Annotated in this window: 16 protein-coding genes; 7 read left to right on the forward strand and 9 right to left on the reverse strand. The window is 64.4% G+C overall.

Annotation, left to right across the window (positions count from 1 at the left end):
• Positions 1-5: 5 nt before the first annotated feature.
• Positions 6-1,490: a potassium channel family protein gene (locus tag DBW_RS16710; RefSeq protein ID WP_197463673.1), complete on the reverse strand. Its 1,485-nt coding sequence runs from the start codon at positions 1,488-1,490 to the stop codon at positions 6-8.
• A 103-nt stretch (positions 1,491-1,593) separates the two neighbouring features.
• On the opposite strand from DBW_RS16710, the gene DBW_RS16715 reads away from it, so the two are divergent.
• The gene (locus DBW_RS16715; RefSeq protein ID WP_066729113.1) at positions 1,594-4,422 is read left to right on the forward strand and encodes a GPMC system transcriptional regulator; all 2,829 of its coding nucleotides are present in this window, start codon (positions 1,594-1,596) and stop codon (positions 4,420-4,422) included.
• An 88-nt stretch (positions 4,423-4,510) separates the two neighbouring features.
• Here DBW_RS16715 and hisI read toward each other — a convergent pair whose 3' ends face one another.
• From hisI to DBW_RS16730, 3 genes are all read right to left on the reverse strand, one after another.
• Positions 4,511-4,909: a phosphoribosyl-AMP cyclohydrolase gene (gene hisI / locus DBW_RS16720; RefSeq protein WP_066729114.1), complete on the reverse strand. Its 399-nt coding sequence runs from the start codon at positions 4,907-4,909 to the stop codon at positions 4,511-4,513.
• 92 nt (positions 4,910-5,001) lie between these two features.
• A complete protein-coding gene (gene hisG, locus DBW_RS16725; protein WP_066729115.1) occupies positions 5,002-5,940 on the reverse strand; it encodes an ATP phosphoribosyltransferase in 939 nt (312 codons plus the stop codon).
• Between the two features lie 112 nt (positions 5,941-6,052).
• Complete coding sequence (locus DBW_RS16730) at positions 6,053-6,868, reverse strand: DUF2087 domain-containing protein (RefSeq protein ID WP_231875353.1); 816 nt, start codon at positions 6,866-6,868, stop codon at positions 6,053-6,055.
• 12 nt (positions 6,869-6,880) lie between these two features.
• Between DBW_RS16730 and DBW_RS16735 the strand changes: the two genes are divergently transcribed.
• A complete protein-coding gene (locus tag DBW_RS16735; RefSeq protein WP_066729117.1) occupies positions 6,881-7,750 on the forward strand; it encodes a transposase in 870 nt (289 codons plus the stop codon).
• 107 nt (positions 7,751-7,857) lie between these two features.
• On the opposite strand, the gene DBW_RS16740 is transcribed toward DBW_RS16735, so the two are convergent.
• Positions 7,858-8,271 carry a bacteriohemerythrin gene (locus DBW_RS16740; RefSeq protein WP_066729118.1) on the reverse strand — a complete coding sequence of 138 codons (414 nt, stop codon included), beginning with the start codon at positions 8,269-8,271 and terminating at the stop codon, positions 7,858-7,860.
• 591 nt (positions 8,272-8,862) lie between these two features.
• Between DBW_RS16740 and hflK the strand changes: the two genes are divergently transcribed.
• Positions 8,863-9,888: an FtsH protease activity modulator HflK gene (gene hflK, locus DBW_RS16745; RefSeq protein ID WP_066729120.1), complete on the forward strand. Its 1,026-nt coding sequence runs from the start codon at positions 8,863-8,865 to the stop codon at positions 9,886-9,888.
• Complete coding sequence (hflC, locus tag DBW_RS16750; RefSeq protein ID WP_066729122.1) at positions 9,885-10,817, forward strand: protease modulator HflC; 933 nt, start codon at positions 9,885-9,887, stop codon at positions 10,815-10,817. The genes hflK and hflC overlap by 4 nt, the downstream gene beginning before the upstream one ends.
• Positions 10,818-10,906: 89 nt before the next feature.
• On the opposite strand, the gene DBW_RS16755 is transcribed toward hflC, so the two are convergent.
• The 4 genes from DBW_RS16755 to DBW_RS16770 form a co-directional block, all read right to left on the reverse strand.
• Complete coding sequence (locus tag DBW_RS16755) at positions 10,907-12,196, reverse strand: M16 family metallopeptidase (RefSeq protein WP_066729124.1); 1,290 nt, start codon at positions 12,194-12,196, stop codon at positions 10,907-10,909.
• A gap of 26 nt (positions 12,197-12,222) precedes the next feature.
• Positions 12,223-12,930: a DUF2270 domain-containing protein gene (locus DBW_RS16760; RefSeq protein WP_066729126.1), complete on the reverse strand. Its 708-nt coding sequence runs from the start codon at positions 12,928-12,930 to the stop codon at positions 12,223-12,225.
• 34 nt (positions 12,931-12,964) lie between these two features.
• Positions 12,965-13,936: a porphobilinogen synthase gene (gene hemB, locus DBW_RS16765; protein WP_066729127.1), complete on the reverse strand. Its 972-nt coding sequence runs from the start codon at positions 13,934-13,936 to the stop codon at positions 12,965-12,967.
• 125 nt (positions 13,937-14,061) lie between these two features.
• The gene (locus DBW_RS16770) at positions 14,062-15,489 is read right to left on the reverse strand and encodes an AsmA family protein (protein WP_066729128.1); all 1,428 of its coding nucleotides are present in this window, start codon (positions 15,487-15,489) and stop codon (positions 14,062-14,064) included.
• 144 nt (positions 15,490-15,633) lie between these two features.
• On the opposite strand from DBW_RS16770, the gene DBW_RS16775 reads away from it, so the two are divergent.
• From DBW_RS16775 to DBW_RS16785, 3 genes are all read left to right on the forward strand, one after another.
• Complete coding sequence (locus tag DBW_RS16775; RefSeq protein WP_066729129.1) at positions 15,634-18,249, forward strand: chemotaxis protein CheB; 2,616 nt, start codon at positions 15,634-15,636, stop codon at positions 18,247-18,249.
• A 20-nt stretch (positions 18,250-18,269) separates the two neighbouring features.
• Positions 18,270-19,823: a two-component system sensor histidine kinase NtrB gene (locus DBW_RS16780; RefSeq protein WP_066729130.1), complete on the forward strand. Its 1,554-nt coding sequence runs from the start codon at positions 18,270-18,272 to the stop codon at positions 19,821-19,823.
• A gap of 128 nt (positions 19,824-19,951) precedes the next feature.
• Entirely contained in the window at positions 19,952-21,667 is a 1,716-nt protein-coding gene (locus tag DBW_RS16785; protein ID WP_066729131.1) for a sigma-54-dependent transcriptional regulator, read from the forward strand.
• The last annotated feature ends 451 nt before the right edge of the window (positions 21,668-22,118 follow it).

Consider the following 22,118-nt stretch of genomic DNA (forward strand, 5'->3'; position numbering starts at 1 on the left):
GCTCCTCAGGCGATCTTTTCGTCCGGCGGCATCAGCAGGGTGGAGATGCCGGCGCGCCGCACCAGGCTCCAGGCAACATCGGGACGCAGCAGGGGAAAGAGGCGCCCTTCGGGGTGCCAGCTGCCGACATCAGCGACCATCAGGTTGTAGTCGCCGAGGGCCGCGCTGATGACCCGTACCGGGTTCCCTTCCAGGTCGACGGCTCCCACCGTGGCACGGTAGACCAGGGCGAGTTCGGTCGCCGCCTTGCGCATCTCCGCTTCGGTCCCGTGCTCCTCCTCCGAGGCGATGTATTCGGAAGGAACGGCAAAGAGCGCATCGATGCGGTAACGAATCCCGGCCGACATCTCCAGGGTTGTCTCCAGGGCGTGCTGGAAACCGACCGGGTCGACCGCCGGCACCGCCACTTTTTCATAGGGAAAGCTGCCGGCCGCAAGGAGGACCGGGCAACCGACGATGCTGGAGAGCTGGCGCAGGCAGCGCTTGCTGAGGTGGTCGCCGAAGAGTTGCAGGCCGCGGCCGAGGGCGCCGTCGCGGGGGAGGATGACGACGCTGGCGTCGCGGCCGAGTTCGCGCACCGCGTCCCGCACCGCGGCGCAAGGTTCGTCGGTACCGGCCGGCTCGCAGCGCAGTTCGCCGACATGCTGGCGGGTCACCAGCCCGCGGAGTTCCTCTTCCAGCGCCTCCCCCGGCCGGGCGCAGACGAAGAGCGCCTTTTCGAGGGGGAAGACGCTGAGCAGGTAGGCGAGCTCCTCCAGGTAGGAAGGGGGCGGCTCGGCCGGGACATAGGCGACCAGGGTGTCGCCGAATTCGAGGGGAAAATGCTCGAAGCGGAAGGTCATCAGGTCGGTGACGGTCTTCAGCACCTTGGGATCGCCGAGCAGCACCACCCGGTCCTTGGCACGCAGCACCGTGTCACCGCTCGGGATGACGATGTTGCCGTCGCGATAGACGATGCCGACCCGCCAGCTGCGGGGATTGAGGGCCGCCAGCGACTTGTTGGCAAGGCGCGAGTGGCCGTGAACCTCGACCTCGAGGATCTCGTTCTTGCCGAGACCGATCCCCTGCACCGTCTTGCTTTTGAACTCGACCCGGTTGCGCAGGAAGGTGGCGCTGGCGGTAAAGATCCCCTCGACCTCGACATCGAGCTTTTCCAGGGTCTTGATGCCACCGCGGGTGATCCCCAGCGCGACCAGGCGCGGAACGTTGAAGTGCTGGCGCAGCACCCGGGCGACCTCGATATTGACATCCTCGGAGGTGGTGGTGATGAGGATGGTGTCGACCTTGCCGGCGCCGGCCTTCTCCAGGAACATGCGGCTGGTGGCGTCCCCCTGGAAGGTTTCGAGCCCCTCGCTGCGCAGCTGCGCGGCGACCTCCAGCAGTTCCGGGCTGGCGTCGACGCAAACCAGATTAATGTGGCGCGAAAGGGTGCGCACCAGCTGCAGGCCGATATCCCCCAGGCCGATGATCATGCATTTACCCGCTGCCATCCGTCCTCCCCGTAGCGGTCCCGGCCGGCTCCGCCCCTTTGACAACTGCCGGCGCCCGGCCCTATACTCCCTGAGTAAAATTCCTACACACTCGGGAGTGGCCATGGATTCGATCAGTGACCCCAAGATCGCCCAGCTGGCGGCCAAGATCGCCAGCTACGGCAAAGAAAACCTGGAAGATATCCTGCACGTTCTGGTCGAGGCCGTCAACCTGATTACGCGCCAGAACCGCTGCCGCGTCTACCTCGAGGACCTCACCAGCGGCAGCCTCGCCTGCACCACCGCCACCGGCCTCCACGCCGAGGCGATCCGCGAACATTCCTTTCCGATCAACAGCAGGGACTACCTGGTATCAAAGGTCTACCTGACCCAGGAGGAGGCCCAGGTCGAGGATGTCCTCACCTTCCCGAGCCGCTTCGCCCGCGAACTCGCCGAGCGTTTCGCCATCCGCGCCAGCTGTCACCTGCCGCTGCTGCACCAGGGGCGCGCGGTCGGCGTCGTCTGCGTCGATAGCGGTCGCCAGGGGCACCTCCCCGGCAGCGCAGAGCGCCGCGCCCTGCGCCACTTCCTCGACAGCACCGCGGCGATCGTCGATGCCGCCCGCAAGTACCACCAGCAGATGGTCCTCGCCCGCCGCGTCGACGAGGCGAAGAAGAAGGAGGCGGCCTTCACCATGGTCAAGTCGGCGGTGCGGCTGATCGACAAGCTCTCCCTCGCCTCGGTGCTGGTACCGGCGCCCCTCGCCACCGGGAGCGGCGAGGAGGGGCTGCGCATCCTCGCCAGCTACTCCAAGGAGAAGGAAGCGCGCCAGCTTTACGAGGACGAACGCCTGATCAGCCTCGCGCCGGGGGAATCGCTGCTGTCGCGCTATGTCAACGCCAGCGGCGTGATCAGCGACGAGACCCTGCTGCAACCCCTCTATATCCCCAACCTCACCAGCGAGCGTCTGCAGAAGCGCTACCTCACCGAGCAGATGGGGATGAAGTCCCTCTACGTCGTCCCCCGCTACGAGCCGCGCACCCGCAGGGTGATCTGCCTTGTCAATTACTATACCCGCACCGCCTACCGTTTCAGCGATTTTGAAAAGGGGCTTTTAGAGGCCCACGCCGAGATGGCGCAGCGGGTGATCCAGGAGATCGGCGACGAGCACATGGAGATCCAGGTCCTCGCCGAGATCAACGACCTGCTGCAGGAGAAGTTCGAGGGAACCCAGCCCTTCCTCTCCCGGGTTTTGGCCAAGGCAGTGGAGCTGATCGGCGCCGACACCGGCAGCATCGCCCTGGTGCGCGAGCAGGAGGGGGAGCGCTGGCTGGTGGTGGAAGAACCCGACGGCCGGCTCGCCGGTGCGAAGAGCAAGGAGTGGCTGAAGAAAAACATCCCGCCGATCCGCATCGGCGGAATGGAACTCCTCCCCGAGGAGCGCAGCCTTACCGGCTACGTCGCCCACACCAAGCGCCCCTGGCTGGTCGCCGACACCGGCGAGGAGAAGCGCAACGGCGGTTTCTACCGGGAGATCACCGAGTCGATCAAGAGCGAGCTGGCGGTGCCGGTGATCTGCGACGACGAGGTGCTCGCCGTAATCTGTCTCGACTCGCAGCGCCCCTGGTACTTCAGCGACGAGCACAAGCGCATCCTGCAGATCATCGAGCAGATGATCTCGCGCCACCTCTCCGATCTGCAGCGCATCGAGAAGCTCACCACCGAGGTGAGCCGGCTGCGCACCGACGTCGGCTACAAGGATCCCAAGATCCACTCCTACAAGCTTGGCAACATCATCGGCAACTCGCAAAAGGCGACGGAGATCGTCGACTTCATCCAGCGCGTCACCCCGCCGATCTTCAACCGCATCGCCATGTGGACCCAGCGCGACCTCTCCGAGGCGACCCTCGGCCTGCCGTCGATCCTGATCACCGGCGCCACCGGCAGCGGCAAGGAGTTCTTCTTCAACAACCTCTACTCGCGCCTCAACGAGATGTACCAGGGGCAGATCAACCCGCGCGGCGAGCTCGCGGTGCAGAAGAGCAACATCGCCGCCTACAGCGGCGAGCTGACCTACTCGGAGCTCTTCGGCCACAAGCGCGGCGCCTTCACCGGCGCCCATACCGACCGCAAGGGGATCCTCGAAGAGGCCCACGGCGGGGTGGTCTTTCTCGACGAGATCGGTGACGCCGACCCCAAGACCCAGGTGCAGCTGCTGCGCTTTCTCGACAATGGCGGTTTCATGCGTCTCGGCGAGAACACCACCCGCTACGCCCGGGTGCTGCTGGTCGCCGCCACCAACCGCGACCTGCGCCAGCTGATCGCCGCCGGCACTTTCCGGGAGGATCTCTACCACCGCCTCTCCGAGCTGACCGTCGAGGTTCCCTCCCTCAACGAGCGGCGCGAGGACATCCCCGATTTGGTGGTGCACTTTCTCGGCAAGCTCTGGAAGGTCTACAAGCGCCCCGAGGAGAGCGACGACGCCGTCCCCGGCATCAGCCGCGGCGCCCAGGCGCTCCTCGCCGCCCACAACTACACCGGCAACATCCGCGAGCTGCGCTCGATCCTGGTGCGGGCGCTCTTCTTCCGCAAGGGGCGCACCATCAGCGAGGAAGACGTGCGCAAGATCCTCGACGCGCTGGTCGCCTCGCCCGCCGCCCCGGAAGGGACCGCCGAGGCGCTGCGCGACCAGCTCGCCGGCGAGCTCTTCGCCACCATCCGCCGTGGCGACGAGGACTTCTGGAGCGGTCTCTACATCCCCTTCACCGAGAGCACCATCTCCCGCGACGTCGTCGCAGCCGTCATCGACCTCGCCCGCGCCGCCGGCGCCACCTCGATGCCGAAGATCGCTCTGCTTCTGCGCGCCTGCGATCCCAAGAGCAGTGATCCGGAACAGCAGAAGATTTTTTACCGCTTCAAGAACTTTCTCTACAAGACGATCCGCATCAAGTAACCGGGCAGCTCTCCCCCCTCAAAAAACGAACAAAGCCGCCCGGGGTCAGCGGGCGGCTTTGTTCGTTAACGGGGCAGCGAAAGCGGGGTCAGTCGGCGCTCACCAGGGCGCCGCTGGCAAGGTCGAGCTTACGGTAGAAGCAGGTCTCGCGGGTCTTGCCGGTCTCGGGACTCCTGGTGTGGCAGGCGCCGCCCCCCTGGGGTTCGACGATGTAGACCAGGGCGTCCTGGTCGCAGTCGGTGCGGATCTCGACGATCTTCAGAAAATCGCCCGAGGTCTCCCCCTTGGTCCAGAGTTCGTTGCGCGAGGTCGACCAGAAGGTCGCCATTCCCTTCTTCAGCGTCGTCGCAAAGGCCTCGGCGTTGACATAGGCGAGCATCAGCACCCGCCCGTCCCTGGCGTCCTGCACCACGGCCGGCACCAGCCCGCCGCGCTTGTCGAAAGCGATGGCGATCTCGCTCCCTTCTTCGAGTTGTTTCTTGTCCATGATCAATCTCCTTCGTATCTGAATCACTTGGGATAAATGGCTATGAAAAATTTCGTCCAACCTGGCCGTGGGACGGAATTTGGCGCCGCCATTCAGAATTTGCGGGGACGCACCATGTCCTGGGTGAAGACCTTGGGCGCCGGGATCGGCACGATGCCATCGACGCCGAGGCGCAGCAGTTTGGGCGCGAGGATGTTGAGCTGGGATTCGCGAATGACCGCCGACACCGAGCGCCAGGCCTCGTCCACCACCGGGCTGACGGTGGGGGAGATCACCGAGGGGAGGATCTTCTCGACCTGGTCGAGAACCCGGGTCGGCACGTCCATGAAGACCATGTAGACCGGCTCGCGCTCGGCCTGCAGGACGGCGTCGATGCAGATGCGGATATCCTCCATCTTCTCCAGCTTGGCGGGGTCGGCAAGGGCGGCACGGTTGGCGAGCAGCTGGGGGTTGGAGGTGAAGAGCTCGGCGACGATGATGTTGCCGTTGGCCTTTAAGGTGGCGCCGGTCTCGGTGATGTCGGTGAAGGCGTCGCACTCCCCCATGTTGACCTTGGCTTCGGTCTTCCCTTCGCTGTGCAGGATCTGCAGCTCCTCGACGCCGAACAGATCCTTCATGCGGCGCCGGGTCAGGTTGGGAAGCTCGGTGGCGATCACCTTGCCGCGGCAGTCGGCGGCACTGGCGATGCCGAGCTCGGGGCGCGAGGCGAGGACCAGGCGCGACGGCTGGTTGGTGTGCTTGGAGAAGATGAAGTCGCCGAGCACCTCCACCTCCTGCTCCATCCCGGCCTCAAAGACGTAGTCCTTGCCGGTGATGCCGCAGTCGACGATGCCGTCGCGCACCTTCTGCGGCATCTCCTTGCGGTCGAGGACGCGAAAGACGACATCCGGGTCATAGGAGGTGGTCAGCTCGTACTGGCGCCCTGCCTTCAGTGGCCGGCCCGATTTTTCCAGCAGCCGCATCACCTGTTCGTTGAGGCTCCCCGACGGGATGCCGAAATAGAGCAGCCCCTCTTTCTTTCCATATGCCATAGTCCCTATCCTTTTCTGGTCTGGTGGCTGAACCGGGTGGCCGATGCAATCTGCGCATTCTGCCAAGATTGCCGCCAAACATCAACGACTGATTGGCGAAAATTCCGCCCGGTTAATCCAGACGGAACCGCTCCCGCTCGCGGCGGTACTTGCGCTCACTGTTGTACCCCTGCGCGCCGAAGGGCTGCAGCCGCTCCAGCCATTCCAGTTCCAGCAGCGCCAGCGCCCGCTTCGGATCACTTCCCGGTCCCGGCGGTTCCAGCGTCGCCAGCACCTCGAAGGTGAAGGCCCTGGCGCCGAACTGGTCGAGGTCCTTTTGCAATTCGGGACTGAAGACCACCTTCCCCATCCGCAGCTGGAACAGGCGGCTGTTACGCTCGCCGTCGAGGTTGGGACTGGCGGCGACGTAGATACGTCCATTGCTGGCGCAGCGGATCTGGTAAATCCCCATCGGCGCGGCGCTCTGTTTCAGCGCCCGCTTGAGTTCCCGGCGCGGATCGTTTCTGGGCATTCTCTTCTCCTTCTTCAGCGGAGCCGGCAGCGCCGGGTTCCCCTCTTCTTCCCGCCAGTAGCTCGCCCCGGCGCGGCGGATCAGCCCGGCGTCGACCAGCAGCCGGCGGATGGTGCAGTAGTCCTCAAACAGCGGCGTGATCAGCTCCGTCACCTCCGCCTCACGGTAGCGTCGTCTGACCTCGAAGCGCGTCGCGAACGCCTCCAGCACGATCAGCCGCTTCTTCTGCTGCGCCGGCAGCTTCTCGAGCCGGCCGTGGCGGAAGAAGGTTTCCAGCACCTTGCGCCGGTATTCCCCGATGCGCTGGTCCTGCTCTTCCCGGGCGACCGGGGTCGCGGCGAGGAGCTGGCGCAAAGGAGGAGGTGAGGGGTCAAGTCTTTCTGTGCCACATTTTATGATATGCTGCCGAAAATCCAAGGAGGGGGCTCCATGGCCAGATCGCTTCGTATTCAATTTCCAGATGCCATTTATCACCTTACCTCGCGTGGAAATGCACGGGGTATGGTTTTCGAGAACGATTCCGACCGTGCCAAATTTCTTGATGTTCTGGCGATGGTTGTCGAAAAATATCGCTGGCTCTGCCATGCCTACTGCCTGATGGGCAACCATTACCACCTTCTGATCCAAACTCCTGAAGCCAACCTCTCCCGCGGCATGCGACAGCTCAACGGCAACTACACCCAGGTGTTCAATCGCCGCCACGGCCGTTGTGGTCATCTCTTCCAGGGACGTTACAAGGCGATCCTGGTCGACAAGGAAGCCTACCTGCTGAACCTCTGCCGCTACATCGTCCTCAACCCGGTTGCTGCACGCATGGTTGCGAATCCGGAGGCTTGGCCCTGGTCGAGTTACGCCGCCACGGCCGGCCTCGCTCCTTTTTCTTCATTCCTGAGCGTCGACTGGTTATTGTCTCAATTCTCCAGAAACCGGGAGGCTGCGCGGCAGCGTTACCGGGAGTTTGTCGCCAACGGGGTCGAACAACCCTCACCCTGGACGGAGCTGCGTGGCGGAACGCTACTCGGAAGAGAGTCATTCGTTGCCCAGTTCCACCCGCAATTGACCGAGATGCAAGCCATTGAGGAGATTCCACTACCACAGCGTCTTGCCCACCGCCCTGCACTGGAACAACTTTTAGCCCCCGGCCCGAAAGACGCTAAAGCGAAATCTACGGCCCGCACCGCCCATGTAGAGTGGAGCTATCCCCTGAAGGATATCGCCAGGTTCTGGGGCATCCATTACTCGACCGTCAGCCGGATGATCAGTAGAAGTGAGGAGGTAATGTTGCACGGAAAGACTTGACCCCTGCATTCTCTTCTGGATCAAGAACGATCCGGCGCTGTTGGCACTAATCGACTAATGAACGTCCCTTGAATTCCACCCGGGGAAACGGAAACCTGGTGGCCGGTTCAGGCGCTGAGCTGGTGGTGGGTGGCCAGATAGGCTCCCATCGCCTTGTCGGTTTTCAGGATATGATTCATCAGCCAGTCACGAAGAAAGAACCCGACTTTGACGGAGAGCGCCTGATCGGTACGGTGAAATTCCTCCAGAAGCTTCACCACCTGTGAGGTCAGAGCTTCATGCTCTCTTTTGTGCGCCGCAAAACCAGGGTAGGATGTTTCCACCATCAGTCGTTCCTCGCAGGCGAAGTGGCTTCCTGCATATTCCGCAAGACGGCCGAGCACCCCGCCGACCATTTCCCGCGCCTGACCGGAATGGAGGGCATCGTAAAATTCGTTTACCAGTCCGACGAGGAAACGGTGCTGTTCATCGACGACAGGGAAACGGGTCTCGAGTTCCGGATTCCAATCGAAGAATGCCATGTTTGCCTCCTTTCAGGTTGGTGCAAGGGCGCGCCCGCAAATGGGAATATCTGAAATTTAACGCGGATTCATGGAATGTCAAAAGCGGGCGAGGCAGACTGTCGGATCAAATCTCCGCGTTGTGCTGTCGCACTCCGGGACAACCTAAGGGACGTTGTTCATTCGTTGACTGGCCTGCTCCAGATGCCCCTCTCTCATCTTTGATCAAGAACGATCCGGCGCTGTTGTAGCTTATCGACTGATGGCAATTTAAACACACTACCTGTAACCCTTTTCGGCCGTCAGGACCCGGCTCGATCCGGGGCAGCGATACGTCGGCCACCTACCGCAGCAGTCCTGCGTCGTGGAGACTTCGGCGACGAGAACCGGGTGATGGGGCGGGCCCGCTAACGGCCCGGGGCCGGAACCGTTGGCAGGTAGATCGGCTTGATCTCGCAGGGCGGTCCGCAGGGGCCGCCCTGCGGCGTTGCGGGCCATTGCCGGCAGCCGGGGCTTTTCCTTGGCACCCTCTCCCCCTCGTGTTAAGGTGAGAACACTTTCATGCCGGACTCTACCGGCAGGAACACCAGCCCTCTCAAGCAAGGAGAATCCATGCAGGACTGGCAGAATCGGGTCAACCCCGACGACCTCGAACGCAAGGTCACCGAAATCGTCGATCGCTTCAAGGGGAAGCGGCCGCCCGCCAAGTTTTTTGCTCTCGCCTTTGTCGCCCTGCTGCTGGCCTGGGGCATCTTCAGCAGTTTTTACGAAGTCGGCACCGAGGAGACCGGGGTGGTGCTGCGCTTTGGCCACTTCACCGACTTCGCCGAACCGGGTCTGCACTTCAAGCTCCCCTTCGGCATCGAGACCGTCACCCTGGTCAAGAGCGGCCGGGTACTGAAAGAGGAGTTCGGCTTTCGCACCGTCAGCGCCGGAGTGCGCAGCTCCTACAATACCCAGGGGTTCGATGAGGAGTCGCTGACCCTGACCGGCGACCTCAACGTCGTCGACCTCGAATGGATCGTCCAGTACCAGATCGCCGATCCCTTCAAGTTCCTCTATCGCATCGAGGACCCGCGCGAAACGATCCGCGACATCGCCGAGGCGGCGGTGCGCACCGTGGTCGGCAATTCCAACGTCAGCGAAGTCCTCACCACCGAGCGGGCGACGCTCGCCACGATGATCGAGAAGGATCTGCAGCAGACCCTCAACAGCTACGACATCGGGGTGCGCATCGTCACCGTCAAGTTCCAGGACGTCAACCCGCCGGAGGCGGTCAAGGCGGCCTTCAACGAGGTCAACGAGGCCGAACAGGAGAAGGAGAGCATGATCTTCCAGGCCCGCGAGCAGTACAACCGCGAGGTCCCCAAGGCAAGCGGGGTGGCGAAGAGCACCATCCTCGAAGCCGAAGGCTATGCCCTCGAGCGCCTCAACCAGGCGAAAGGGGAGGCCGACCGCTTCCTCGCCCTGCTCGGCGAGTACAAGAAGGCGCCGAAGGTGACGCGCCAGCGCCTCTATCTCGAAACCATGGAGAAGATCCTCCCCGCCCTCGACGAGGTCTACGTCATGGACAAGAACGGCGCCGGTGCCCTGCCGCTGCTGCCGCTGCGCAGCGAGAAGACCGGGGGTGAAAAATGAAAAAGATCCTGATCCCTATCGTCCTCTTTCTCGCCCTGGTTCTCGCCCGCAACAGCCTTTTCATCGTCCCCGAGGGGTCGCAGGCGATCGTCACCCAGTTCGGCAAACCGGTCGGCGGCGTCCAGCTCGCCGGGCTCCACTTCAAGACCCCGCTGATCCAGGAAGTGCGCCGCTTCGACCGCCGCATCCTCAAGTGGGACGGTGACCCCAACCAGATTCCGACCCGCGACAAGCGCTATATCTGGGTTGACACCACCGCCCGCTGGCGGATCACCGACCCGCTCCTCTTCTACACCACCGTCGCCACCGAGCAGGGGGCGATGAGCCGCCTCGACGACATCCTCGACTCGGTGGTTCGTGACGCCGTCTCCAGCCACCTGCTGGTGGAGCTGGTGCGCGGCGGCAACTACCAGGCGCCCGGAACCGGGGAAGAGGTGATCGAGCTGGAGGGAGAGGTGATCCCGGTCGAAAACCTCGCCGGCCGCGAACAGATCCTCGACAGCATCCTCGCCGAGGCGCGCAAGAGCACCCCCGAGTACGGCATCGAGCTGATCGACGTGCGCATCAAGCGCATCAACTACGTCGAGCAGGTGCGCAAGCGGGTCTACGAGCGGATGGTCTCGGAGCGCAAGAAGGTCGCCTCCCAGTTCCGCTCGGAAGGGGAAGGGGAGAAGGCCAACATCCTCGGCCAGATGCAGAAGGAGCTCAAGCGCATCCAGTCCGACGCCTATCGCGAATCGGTGCAGATCCGCGGCCGCGCCGATGCCGAGGCCGCCGGGATCTACGCCGCGGCCTACAGCCGCGACCCTGAGTTCTACAGCTTTATGCGCACCCTCGAAGCGTACCGCAAGGCGGTCGGCAGCAACTCGCGGCTGGTGATTTCTACCGACTCCGACTTCTACCACTTCCTGCAGCAGTCCCGGGAGTAGCCCTCCCGCAACAACCGGCCACAACGAGAGCGGGGCACCCATGATGGGTGCCCCGCTCTCGTTTTATCCCTGTTCCCCGCTTTCCGGTGCTAACGCCGGAACTCCCGCAGCAACCGTTCCACCGCCTTGCGATCCTTCTCCTTCCAGGGGCCGACCACCGCCACCTTGAGCGCCCCGGGGACCAGCAGCTCCCCGGCTGTGCGCAGCAGCTCCGCGCTGGTCGCCGCCGCCAATTCGCAGCGATCGTCGGCGAGGGTGCGGCGGTAGCCAACCAGGGTCCCCCACCCGTAGCGAACCGCCGGGTCCTCGGTGTGATCGAGGGAGAAGTCGAGATCAAAAAGGTAGCCTTGGACGATCCGCGCCAGCTCCTCCGCCGGCACCGGTTCCCGGCAGAGCTCCTCAATCACCGCCAGCACTTCGCGGGCGGCGGTGACGGTATTCTCCGGGGCGACCGAGAGGTCGACGGCGAGGACGCCGCAGTCGTCGTAAAGGGCGAGGTTGGCCTCGACGTTGTAGGTGAGCCCGAGCCGTTCGCGCAGGTGCAGCATCAGCCGCGAGGTCCCGCCCCAGGAGAGGACCCGGCGCAGCAGCCGCAGCGCGACGGCGTGCTCGCTGGCGCGGCCGGGGAGGCGAAAGGCGAACTGCAGGCCGACCTGGGAATCGGAGTCGTGAACCCAGACGCTCGCCGCGCCGCCGGCGTCGGGGGTGGCGAGGCCGGCCGCCGCCACCGGGGCCAGCCCTCCCTGCCAGGCGCCGAAATGACGCTGCACCGCGGCCAGCACGGCGCTGCGCCGCACCCGGCCGGTGACGGCGATGACGGTGTTGGCCGGCGTGTAGTAGCTGCGGTGGTAGTCGACCAGGGCGCCCCGGTCGATGGCGCTGATCGACGCGCGGGTGCCGATGGTCGGCATCCCGAGCGGCAGGTCGGGCCAGAGGAGCGCTGCGGTGAGATTGTCGGGGCTGACCTGCTCCCCCTGCTCGTTGTAATCCTCGTTCGCCTCTTCGAGGATGATGCGCCGCTCGACCTCAAGTTCTTCGAGGCGGGGGCGCAGCAGCATCGAGGCGAAGATCTCGAGACCGCGTTCGAGCTGGTCGGGGTGGACGCGGGAGTGGTAGCAGGTGGTTTCGGCGTCGGTGGCGGCGTTGACGGCGCCGCCGATCGTCTCGAAGGCCCGCTCCAGCTCGAGGCTGTCGGCAAACTCGGCGGTGCCGCGAAAGACCATGTGCTCCAGAAAATGGGAGATGCCCGAGTAGCGCGGCTCCTCGTAGCGGCTGCCGACGCCGACGTAGCAGACGACCTCGGCGCTGTGCAGGTGGGGCATTTCGACCATCACCACCCGCAGGCCGCTGGCGAGGGTGTCGAGAAAGAATTCATCCATCAGTACGGGTCCGATCACGGAAAAGTTCAGGATTCGTCCAGGGAATCCGGGGGGAGTGGCGGCCGGTCGTCGAGGCGGCAGAAGAGCTCGCCGCCGCCGTGCCGCCGGCGCGCCAGCAGGATCAGCCAGACCAGGTGGCCGGCAAAAGCCAGGAGCAGGGCGAAGATCACCCAGCCGCTCACGGGGCCGACGGCGGCCTGGTCGAGAAACTGCTGCCAGGAGCGGGCCGGCAGCGGGTGGATGAAGATCTTGACCAGCCAGCCGGTCAGCAGCACGGCGAAGAGGTAAACATAGTTGGCGTAGAGCCGCCGCCCGAGAGCGGTGGTAATCGCCATCTTGTACTGCGGGTAGCGCAGGTCCGAGGCAAGCTCGGCGAGCCAGAAGGAGCCGGGCTGCACCTCAAGCCGGCCGTTGAGGATGCCGTAGATGAAATGCTGGTGAAGCAGCCGTACCCGGTATTCGTAGGCGTCGTAGAAGCGGAAGCGGCGCGCCTCAACGAAAAGCAGGATGTAAATGATCGCCAGCCCGAAGAGGAAGAAGGTGTGGTTGAACTCCGGGTGCGAAAAACCGAAGCCGAGAAAGGCCGCGGTCCCGCCGACCGCCCAGTTGGTGGTGCGGTCGAGGCGTTCGCGCCAGGCAAGACTGCGCGCCGCCTCGGCCCGGTAGTAATGGGCCAGGGCGGTGATCGTCTCGCTGCGGCTGAGTTCGTTGGCGGCGGGATCGGGCTCGCTCATGCCTACCAGTATAACCGAGCCGGACCGCTTCGCCTCAGGCGAGCAGCTTCGCCGCCTCCTTGGCGTGATAGGTGATGATCAGGTCGGCGCCGGCGCGCTTCATGCCGAGCAGGGTCTCCAGCATCACCCGGTCGTGATCGATCCACCCCTTTTCGGCCGCCGCCTTGATCATGCTGTACTCGCCGGAGACGTTGTAGGCGACCAGCGGCAGGTCGAAACGCTCCTTGATGTCGCGCAGGATGTCGAGGTAGGCGAGGGCCGGCTTGACCATCAGAAAGTCGGCGCACTCCTGGACGTCGAGGGCCGCCTCGCGGAAGGCCTCGCGGCGGTTGGCCGGGTCCATCTGGTAGGAGCGGCGGTCGCCGAACTGGGGGGTCGAGTCGGCGGCGTCGCGGAACGGCCCGTAGTAGGCGCTGGCGTACTTGACGGCGTAACTCATCACCGGGATCTGCTCGAAGCCGTTGGCGTCGAGGATCTCGCGGATCGCCGCCACCCGGCCGTCCATCATGTCGGAAGGGGCGACGATGTCGGCGCCGGCGCGGGCATGGGAGAGGGCCTCGGCGGCGAGGAGCTGCAGGGTGGCGTCGTTGTCGACGTCCCCCGCCTTGATCACGCCGCAGTGGCCGTGGTCGGTATACTCGCACATGCAGACGTCGGTGATCACCGTCAGCTCCGGCACCGCTCCCTTGATGGCGCGGATCGTCTCCTGGATGATGCCGCTCTCGCTGTAGGCGTCCTGGCCGAGGGGGTCCTTCGCCTCGGGGATGCCGAAGAGGATCACCGCCGGGATGCCGAGGGCGTGCACCTCCTTCGCCTCGGCGACGATGTGCTCGATCGACTGCTGGTAGATGCCGGGCATCGACGGGATCTCCTTTTTGATGTTCTCGCCGAAGGCGGAGAACATCGGGTAGATCAGGTCGTCGACACGCAGGAAGGTTTCACGGACCATGCGGCGCAGGTTGGCGTTGCGGCGCAGGCGGCGGGCACGGTATTCGGGAAAGAACATGGCTGGCTCCTTGGCATGAACGCTGGCGAGTTGGAACGGATCTTCAGCTGACGGCCCGCAGGCTCCACGGGCGGGGGACACCATAGCATAAATTGCCGTCGGGATGCAGCAGTCTTGTGACCCCGTCATGGCGGCGGCGCCACCGAACCGGAATAGAAAACCTCGCACTCCCCCCCCGGAAAGAGAGAGAGCCCCTGCCTGATCAGCTGCATCGCCGGCCCGGTCAGCGTGGCGAAGAAGTTCGGCTTTTCCACCACCGGCTGCTGAAAACTGCCGGTGATTCTCTGCTCCACCAGGGCGCACCCCTTAGCATCGATCATCGCCACGGTCAGGTCGACGAAGCGCTCGCTGGCGAAATCGAGTCCGCCCTGCAGGGCGAGGCGGTGCTCCCCGGTCGCCAGGGCGGCGTCCCGCGCCTGCGCCACCCCCTGCTCGACTTGCCAGTCAGAGACCAGGGTCCGGATCTCGCTGCTCCCCCCCGCCCCGGTAAGGAGGCTGGCAAAGTTGTAGCCTTTGGTGACCAGCACGCCGAGGGGACCGGCGATAAAAAAGGCGCCGACATCGACCAGGTTGAAGCTCTGGCTCGACTCGAAGCGATCGAGTTCCGCATCGAGATCGCGGTTCTTGAGAATGATATTCCTGCCGCGCAGGGAGATCTCTCCGGCCAGACTCCGGCGCAATTCCTGGCGACTCTTCCCGTGCAGGGACAATTGCGCGGTGAAATCCATGGTTCCGCTGGCGACCGGTGCGGTCCCCAGGGTCTGGAAGAACTCGCCGATCGGAAACTGCGGCAGTTGGTAATCGAGGCTGTAGTGGGGACTCTCGCCGGTAAAATCGGCGTGGAGGCGACCGGTCCCCCGGGCGCCGAACAGGGTCATGGCGACCGGCTGCAGTTCGATGACCCCCGTTTTCGCCGCCGCCGCGAGCCCCAGGGCGGTGGCGGAGAGGTCGGCGTCCCCGAAGGACTTGCAGGCAAGTTTCGCGGTGAAGCTTACGGACTGCAAGGGACCGCCCCCGCCCCCGGCGGCAAGCCGCAAATGATGCAGCTCGAGGTCGCAGTCGCGGGCTTCGAGCTCCGTCCCGGATAGTCCATCGGCGTAAACCAGGGTAGCCCCCTTAAGGGCGAGTCGCGCCAACTCCAGAGCAGGCCGTTTGCGCTGGACCGCCGCCGCGCTCGTGAAATTGAACTGGCCGGTCCGGTTCCGCTCCAGGGTGATCCTGGGGTGACGCACCGTGATCGACCGGACCCGGACCTCCCGCTGCAGCAGGGGGAGCAGGGCGATGCCCAGGCTGGCCTCCTCGGCGGTGACGATCTCCGCCCCACCCTGCCGAAGATGCAACTCCCGCAAGGTGACAACCAGCCCCGGGGAAAAGCGCAGCCCCAGGCGGCCGCCGATGGCGACCTCCATCCCCAGGGCCGCCGAAGCGGCCCGTTCCAGGCGGGGCTTGTAGGTGTTGACATCGACAAACAGGAGCAGCGCCGCGGCGCCAAGGAGCAGGAGGCCAACCAGTCCGCCGCCGGTCATCAGGATTATTTTGCTTGGTTTCGCCATGAACGGCTCCTTCTTTGCGTGGGTCCTGAGGGTTATCTTCCGCAGCGCGCGGCGACCGGCCTCCCCGGCCCGGTTAAGGTGGCGCTGACCAGCTCCCGGCGTACGATCCGGGACATTTGCCGAAAATACTGTTATACCTAGGTTATGGAAAAATCACCGCGACCGCCCAAGCCCAAAGGGGGCAAGACCCATTCTACCGCAATCGGGCCCACGCCACACGCGGCGCCCCCGATCGTCGGCATCGGCGCTTCCGCCGGCGGCCTGGAAGCGCTGGAGCAGTTTTTGCGCCAGGTGCCGGTACAGTCCGGCCTCGCCTTCGTCATCGTTCAGCACCTCGACCCGACCCACAAGGGGATCATGCCGGAACTGCTGCAGCGGGCGACGGCGATGCCGGTGGTCCAGGTCCGCGACCGGATGAAGGTCAAACCCGACAGCGTTTACGTCATCCCGCCCAACAAGGACATGTCGATCCTGCACGGGACCCTGCATCTCTTCGCCCCGGCGGAGCCCCGCGGCCTGCGCCTCCCCATCGATTTCTTCTTCCGTTCCCTGGCCGAAGACCAGGTCGAGCGCAGCATCGGGGTCATCCTCTCCGGCATGGGCTCGGACGGCACCCTGGGGCTGCGGGCGATCAAGGAGAAGTCGGGGCTGACCCTGGTGCAGGAGCCGGCCACGGCCCGCTTCGATTCCATGCCGCGCAGCGCCATCGCCGCCGGGCTCGCCGACCTGGTCGCACCGGTGAAGGAATTGCCCGGCCGGATTCTGGCCAATCTCAGCCACGCCCGGGGCATGACCCGCTCCGAGCCGCCGCTGGAAGAAAAAGAGCAGAGCGCCCTGGAAAAGGTCGTCATCCTGCTGCGGTCCCGGACCGGCCAGGACTTTTCCCTCTACAAAAAGAACACCATCTTCCGCCGGATCGCGCGGCGGATGGGGATTCACCAGATCGACCGCATTGCCGGCTACGTCCGGTTTCTGCAGGAGAATCCCCAGGAGGTGGAACTGCTCTTCAAGGAACTGCTCATCGGCGTGACCGGTTTTTTTCGCGACCCGGCCGCCTGGGAGAAGTTGCGGACGGTCGCCATCCCCGGGCTGTTGGCGAAGTGCCCCGCCGGCGCAACGTTGCGGGCCTGGTCGGTCGGCTGCTCCACCGGCGAAGAAGCCTACTCCCTCGCCATGACCTTCCGGGAAGCCCTCGATCCCCTTCCCTCCGGCAAGCGTTTCAAGTTGCAGATCTTCGCCACCGACCTCGACCGGGACGCCATCGACCGGGCCCGTATCGGTTGCTACCCGGCCAATATCGCCGCCGACGTTTCCGAAGAGCGCCTGCAGCGGTTCTTTGTCCGGGACGGGGATAGTTACGGGGTCGGCAAGGAGATCCGGGAGATGGTGACCTTTGCCACCCAGAACGTCATCATGGATTCCCCCTTTACCCGCCTCGATCTGGTGATCTGCCGAAACCTGCTGATCTACCTGACCCCGGAATTGCAGAAAAGACTGCTGCCCCTCTTTCACTACATCCTGAAACCGGATGGCATTCTCTTTCTGGGGAGCTCGGAGAGCATCGGTGCCTTTACCGAACTCTTCGCGCCCCTCGATGCCAAGGCCCGGCTCTTCCGCCGCCAGGAATCCCTCCTGGCCAGCGCGAGGATCGCCTTCCCCCCCGCGTTCGTTCCCGCCCTGCCGGGCCTGACCAAGGAGCAAAGGATGCCCGAACCCGCCGCCAACCTCCAATCCCTTGCCGACCAGTTGCTGCTGCAGCAGTTTTCGCCGCCGGCGGTCCTGGTCAACAGCCAGGGCGATATCCTCTACATCAGCGGCCGCACCGGCAAGTATCTGGAGCCGGCGGCCGGCAAGGCGAACTGGAATATCTTCGCCATGGCCCGGGAAGGGCTGCGCTTTGACCTCAACACCGCCTTCCAGCAGGCCCTGCGGCAGAAGGAGCCGGTGGCCCTCAAGGGGCTCACGGTCGAGGCGGGCGACCACGCCCCGACCGTGGACATCACGGTCCAGACCATCGAGCGACCGGTGGCGCTGCGCGGTATGGTGATGATCGTTTTCAGCGAAGTAGCCCCGCCGGCGAGCGCCAAAGCGGCTGGCCGCACCCGGAAGAAGCCGGCTGGCCATCCCCGCGTCCTCGAACTGGAGCAGGAGGTCCGGCAGCTGCGCGAGGAACTGCAGTCGACCCGTGAAGAGATGCAGTCTTCCGAGGAGGAGCTCAAGTCGACCAACGAGGAGCTGCAGTCGACCAACGAGGAGCTGCAGTCGACCAACGAGGAGCTGACCACCTCGCGGGAGGAGATGCAGTCCCTCAACGAGGAGCTGCAGACGGTCAACGCCGAGCAGCAGGCAAAGATGGACGAGCTGGCGGGCATCAACGACGACATGCGCAACCTCCTCAACAGCACCGAGATTGCCACCATCTTTCTCAACAAGGAGCTGGAGGTGCGGCGCTACACCACCGGCGCCAACAAGCTGTTCAAGCTGATCCCGGGGGACGTTGGCCGCCCCCTCTCCGACCTCGCCAGCGACTTCGCCCATGCCGATCTGTCCGCCACTGCCCGGGAAGTGCTGCAGACCCTGATTGTCGCCGAAAAAGAGGTGGCCACCACCGATGGCCACTGGTTTCAGGTGCGCATCATGCCGTACCGCACCGCCAGCGACGTTATCGACGGGGTGGTGATCACCCTGGCCGAGATTACCGCGGCCAAGACGCTGGAGCGTGAACTGCGCGACGAGATAGCCCGACTGAAGGGAATTTGACCGGAGAGGGGAGCCACGCCATGGGAAGCGACGAGGAGAAGGACCGACCCGGCAATACCAACCTGCGCCGACGCGCCGAAGACCGGCTGCGGGAGCGGGACCCGTCAGCGGCGAGCGGGGATCCCCTCGATTCCCTGAAACTGCTGCACGAGTTGCAGGTCCACCAGACCGAGCTGGAGATCCAAAACGCCGAACTCCGCCAGGCCCGCGACGAGGTGGAAGCCCTGCTTGAGAAGTATACCGACCTCTTCGATTTCGCCCCGGTCGGGTACTTCACCCTCGACCGGGAAGGGACGATTCTGACCGTGAACCTGACCGGCGCCACCCTGCTCGGAGTCCCCCGCTCCCGGCTGACCGGCAGCCGCCTCGGGCAGCTGGTTACCCCGGAGCAGCGCCCGGCCTTCGCTGCCTTCCTCGCCGGAATCTTTGCCGGCAAAGAGGTGGGCAGCTGCGAACTGGCCTTGCAGGGGGATCGTGATCGCCCCCTTATCGGGCAGATTGAAGCCCGCAAGACCTCCCCCGAAGCGGAATGTCGGCTGGCGCTGATCGACGTCACCGAGCTGCAACAGAACCGTCAGGAACTCCTGAAAATCCAGAAGCTCGAATCCCTTGGGGTCCTGGCCGGGGGGATCGCCCACGACTTCAACAACCTCCTCACCGGCATTCTCGGCAGCATCTCCCTGGCGCGGCTGCAACTGGAGAACCCCGGGAAAGCGGGGAAGTTCCTGGAGGACGCCGAACACGCCTGTATCAAGGCCAGCGACCTTACCCGGCAGCTCCTCACCTTTGCCCGGGGCGGCGTCCCCGTGAAGAAAACCATCGCCGTCGCCGGCCTGCTCCGGGAAACGGTCACCCTGGCCACCCGCGGCTCCGCCGTCCGGTGCGACTTTGCCCTCGCCGAGGACCTCTGGCCGGTGGCAGCCGACGAAGGGCAGCTGTCCCAGGTCCTCCACAACCTGGTTCTCAATGCCATTGAGGCGATGCCGGCCGGCGGCTCACTCCGGGTGACGGCAAACAACCTGCCACCACCGGCGGAGACCACACCCCTGATCGAGATTTCCCTGACCGATACCGGAACCGGGATTCCCGCCCAACTGCTGCAACGGATTTTCGATCCCTACTTCACGACCAAGGCGAAGAAGAACGGCCTCGGCCTGGCTATCTGTCATTCAATTCTGGCGAAGCATGGCGGCACGATCAGCGTCACATCCCCCCCCGGAGAGGGGGCTTCATTCCATCTCCGCCTGCCGGCGCTGCCGACGGTAAAACCGACCGCACCGGCACTCGACCACGCCCTGCTCACCGGCCAGGGACGGATCCTGGTCATGGATGACGACCCGTTGATCCTGGACGTGGCCCGGCACTCCCTGGAAGCCCTCGGTTATCAGGTCGAATGCGCGACCGACGGCCGGGAGGCGTTCGCGCTCTACCGCAGGAACCAGGAGGCCGGCACCCCCTTTGCGGCCGTCATCCTCGACCTGACGATTCCCGGCGGCTGCGGCGGCAAGGAGACCATCGCACTGCTACTGGAACTCGATCCCGCGGTGAAGGCGATCGTCTCCAGCGGCTATTAGGAGGATCCGGTACTGGCCGATTTCGGCGCCAGCGGCTTCAGCGGAGCGCTCGCCAAACCCTACCGGATTGAAAGCTTGAGCAGGATTCTGCATGAAGTGCTGACGACAGACCACTCGGGGGCGAAGGAATGACCAAAGGGGATAACCAGCAAAAGGAAAAGAGACAACTCCGCAACCAGGCCGAGGCGCGCTTGCGTGCCGGCGAACCGGAGCTGCCACCTCAGCGGACCGAGAGTGAGAGCCAGCGCCTCGTCCATGAACTGGCGGTCCACCAGGTCGAGTTGGAGATGCAGAATGAGGAGTTGCAACGGGCCCGCCAGGAGCTGGAACTCTCGCGCAACAACTATGCGGAACTTTTTGATTTTGCCCCGGTCAGCTATTTCACCTTCGACCCGGACGGCCTGATCTGCGAGGTCAATCTCGCCGCTTCGCGCCTGCTGGCAGTCGAACGGGGCCGCCTGTGCCAGACCCCCTTCGCCCGGTTTATCGGGGATAACGAGGGGCGCGAGGTCTTTCCCCTTCACCTCCAGGCCGTTCGCCGCCAGCAGGCCACCCTGCGCTGTGAGATCAAGCTCCGCTGCGGCGACGGCAGGGAAATCTTTGCCCAGCTGCAGAGCGTCGCGGTCGCCAGTGAGACGCGGGAAAATTCGGTCCTGACGGCGGCCATTGACGTCACGGTGCGCCGCCAGCTGGAGGCGAAGTTGCAGCAGGCCCATGACCGGCTCGAGGAGACCGTGCGGGAACGGACGGCCGAGCTGACCCGGGCCAACGCCGACCTCACCCGCGAAATCGAGGAGCGCAAAAAAACGGAAGCTTCCCTGCAGGAGGCCATTGCCGAAATCAGGAGGCTCACCGACCGCCTGCAACTCGAGAATACCGAGCTGCAGCAGGTGCTGGTCCAGGATACGAACTTTGGCGAACTTATTGGCCATAGTGATGCCATGGCCTATGTCTTCTATCGCATTGAACAGGTTGCGCCTCAGGATGCAACGGTTTTGCTGCTCGGTGAAACCGGCACCGGCAAGGGGATGGTGGCGCGCGAAATTCACCGCCGCAGTCCCCGCAAAGACCGGCCGATAATCACCGTCAACTGCACGGCGCTGCCGGCAAACCTTATCGAAAGTGAGCTCTTCGGGCGGGAAAAGGGCGCCTTCACCGGAGCCCACGCCCGCCAGATGGGGCGTTTCGAACTGGCCGACGGCGGTACCATCTTCCTCGATGAAATCGGCGAGATGCCGTTGGAATTGCAGGTCAAGCTGCTGCGGGTGATCCAGGACGGCGAGTTCGAACGGCTCGGCAGCCCGCGCACCATCAAGGTCAACGTCCGCATCATTGCCGCCACCAATCGCAACCTGGAGGAGGAGATTCGTGCCGGCCGTTTCCGCGAGGACCTCTTCTACCGGCTCAGTGTCTTTCCGATCACCATTCCGCCCCTGCGGCGGCGCACCGAGGACATCCCGCCGCTGCTCCATCACTTTCTCGCCAAATTCAACAAGAAGATCGGCAGGGCGGTCAGGGATGTCCCGCAAGCGACCCTGAAGATCTTCCAGGAATACCCCTGGCCCGGAAACGTGCGTGAGCTGGAGAGCGTCATCGAGCGGGCGCTTATCACCACCCAGGGGCCCACGCTGCAGGTGCTGGACCGGTTCGACACCTTCCGCAAGGTCCCGGACCAGGGAAAGGAAGTCAAGGGCCTCGCCGAGCTGGAACAGGACCATATCCTCCAGGTACTGCATAAAACCAACTGGCGCGTCGAAGGGAAAAATGGCGCGGCCGTCCTGTTGGGCCTCAACCCCAGCACCCTGCGCGCACGGATGCGCAAGTACGGCATCCGGCGATCCTGAGATCCCCTTGCCTTCTCCCCGGCGCAGCTGTCGGCAACACCCGTCACATGCAACAGCAATGGGAAATGTGACGGCTTTTGCCGGCGGTTCTTTCCGCCCCCCTGCCCCCTTTCACCTGTATTTTCGGCCTCCTGCACGCGCAACCCGGGAAGATTTTCCCCGGCATGCTTGTTGCGGACTCCCCTCCTGATCGCCACCCATGGAAAGACCGGAGCCGGCCGCCGGGGCCTTTGTCCTGGGGCCGGTCCAGAAGCCTTTTGGCGCAGGGGGTTGCAAACTTGAAAATTCGCTTGCTATGGAAAAACAGCACCTTTAAATCGGTGTGCGACAGGGGGACTCAGCCGGCGCTGACCGTCGGCGGGCGGCGGCATGCCCTGAAATGCTTCACCGGCCGCTGGCTGGTTGCCGGGGATGCACTCCGCCGCGGGAATTCTTCGCCCAGAGGAAAGCC

Source organism: Desulfuromonas sp. DDH964, from assembly GCF_001611275.1.
In the GTDB taxonomy this organism is placed as follows: Bacteria; Desulfobacterota; Desulfuromonadia; order Desulfuromonadales; family DDH964; genus DDH964.

Bases quoted from the DNA above. Each gene is read 5' to 3' on its own strand.
- DBW_RS16770 (WP_066729128.1), bottom strand. From the start codon at position 15,489: ATGGCGAAACCAAGCAAAATAATCCTGATGACCGGCGGCGGACTGGTT.
- hisG (WP_066729115.1), bottom strand. From the start codon at position 5,940: ATGGCATATGGAAAGAAAGAGGGGCTGCTCTATTTCGGCATCCCGTCG.
- DBW_RS16775 (WP_066729129.1), top strand. From the start codon at position 15,634: ATGGAAAAATCACCGCGACCGCCCAAGCCCAAAGGGGGCAAGACCCAT.
- hflK (WP_066729120.1), top strand. From the start codon at position 8,863: ATGCAGGACTGGCAGAATCGGGTCAACCCCGACGACCTCGAACGCAAG.
- DBW_RS16760 (WP_066729126.1), bottom strand. From the start codon at position 12,930: ATGAGCGAGCCCGATCCCGCCGCCAACGAACTCAGCCGCAGCGAGACG.
- hflC (WP_066729122.1), top strand. From the start codon at position 9,885: ATGAAAAAGATCCTGATCCCTATCGTCCTCTTTCTCGCCCTGGTTCTC.
- DBW_RS16735 (WP_066729117.1), top strand. From the start codon at position 6,881: ATGGCCAGATCGCTTCGTATTCAATTTCCAGATGCCATTTATCACCTT.
- DBW_RS16740 (WP_066729118.1), bottom strand. From the start codon at position 8,271: ATGGCATTCTTCGATTGGAATCCGGAACTCGAGACCCGTTTCCCTGTC.
- DBW_RS16785 (WP_066729131.1), top strand. From the start codon at position 19,952: ATGACCAAAGGGGATAACCAGCAAAAGGAAAAGAGACAACTCCGCAAC.
- DBW_RS16710 (WP_197463673.1), bottom strand. From the start codon at position 1,490: ATGGCAGCGGGTAAATGCATGATCATCGGCCTGGGGGATATCGGCCTG.
- hisI (WP_066729114.1), bottom strand. From the start codon at position 4,909: ATGGACAAGAAACAACTCGAAGAAGGGAGCGAGATCGCCATCGCTTTC.
- DBW_RS16755 (WP_066729124.1), bottom strand. From the start codon at position 12,196: ATGGATGAATTCTTTCTCGACACCCTCGCCAGCGGCCTGCGGGTGGTG.
- DBW_RS16715 (WP_066729113.1), top strand. From the start codon at position 1,594: ATGGATTCGATCAGTGACCCCAAGATCGCCCAGCTGGCGGCCAAGATC.
- DBW_RS16780 (WP_066729130.1), top strand. From the start codon at position 18,270: ATGGGAAGCGACGAGGAGAAGGACCGACCCGGCAATACCAACCTGCGC.
- hemB (WP_066729127.1), bottom strand. From the start codon at position 13,936: ATGTTCTTTCCCGAATACCGTGCCCGCCGCCTGCGCCGCAACGCCAAC.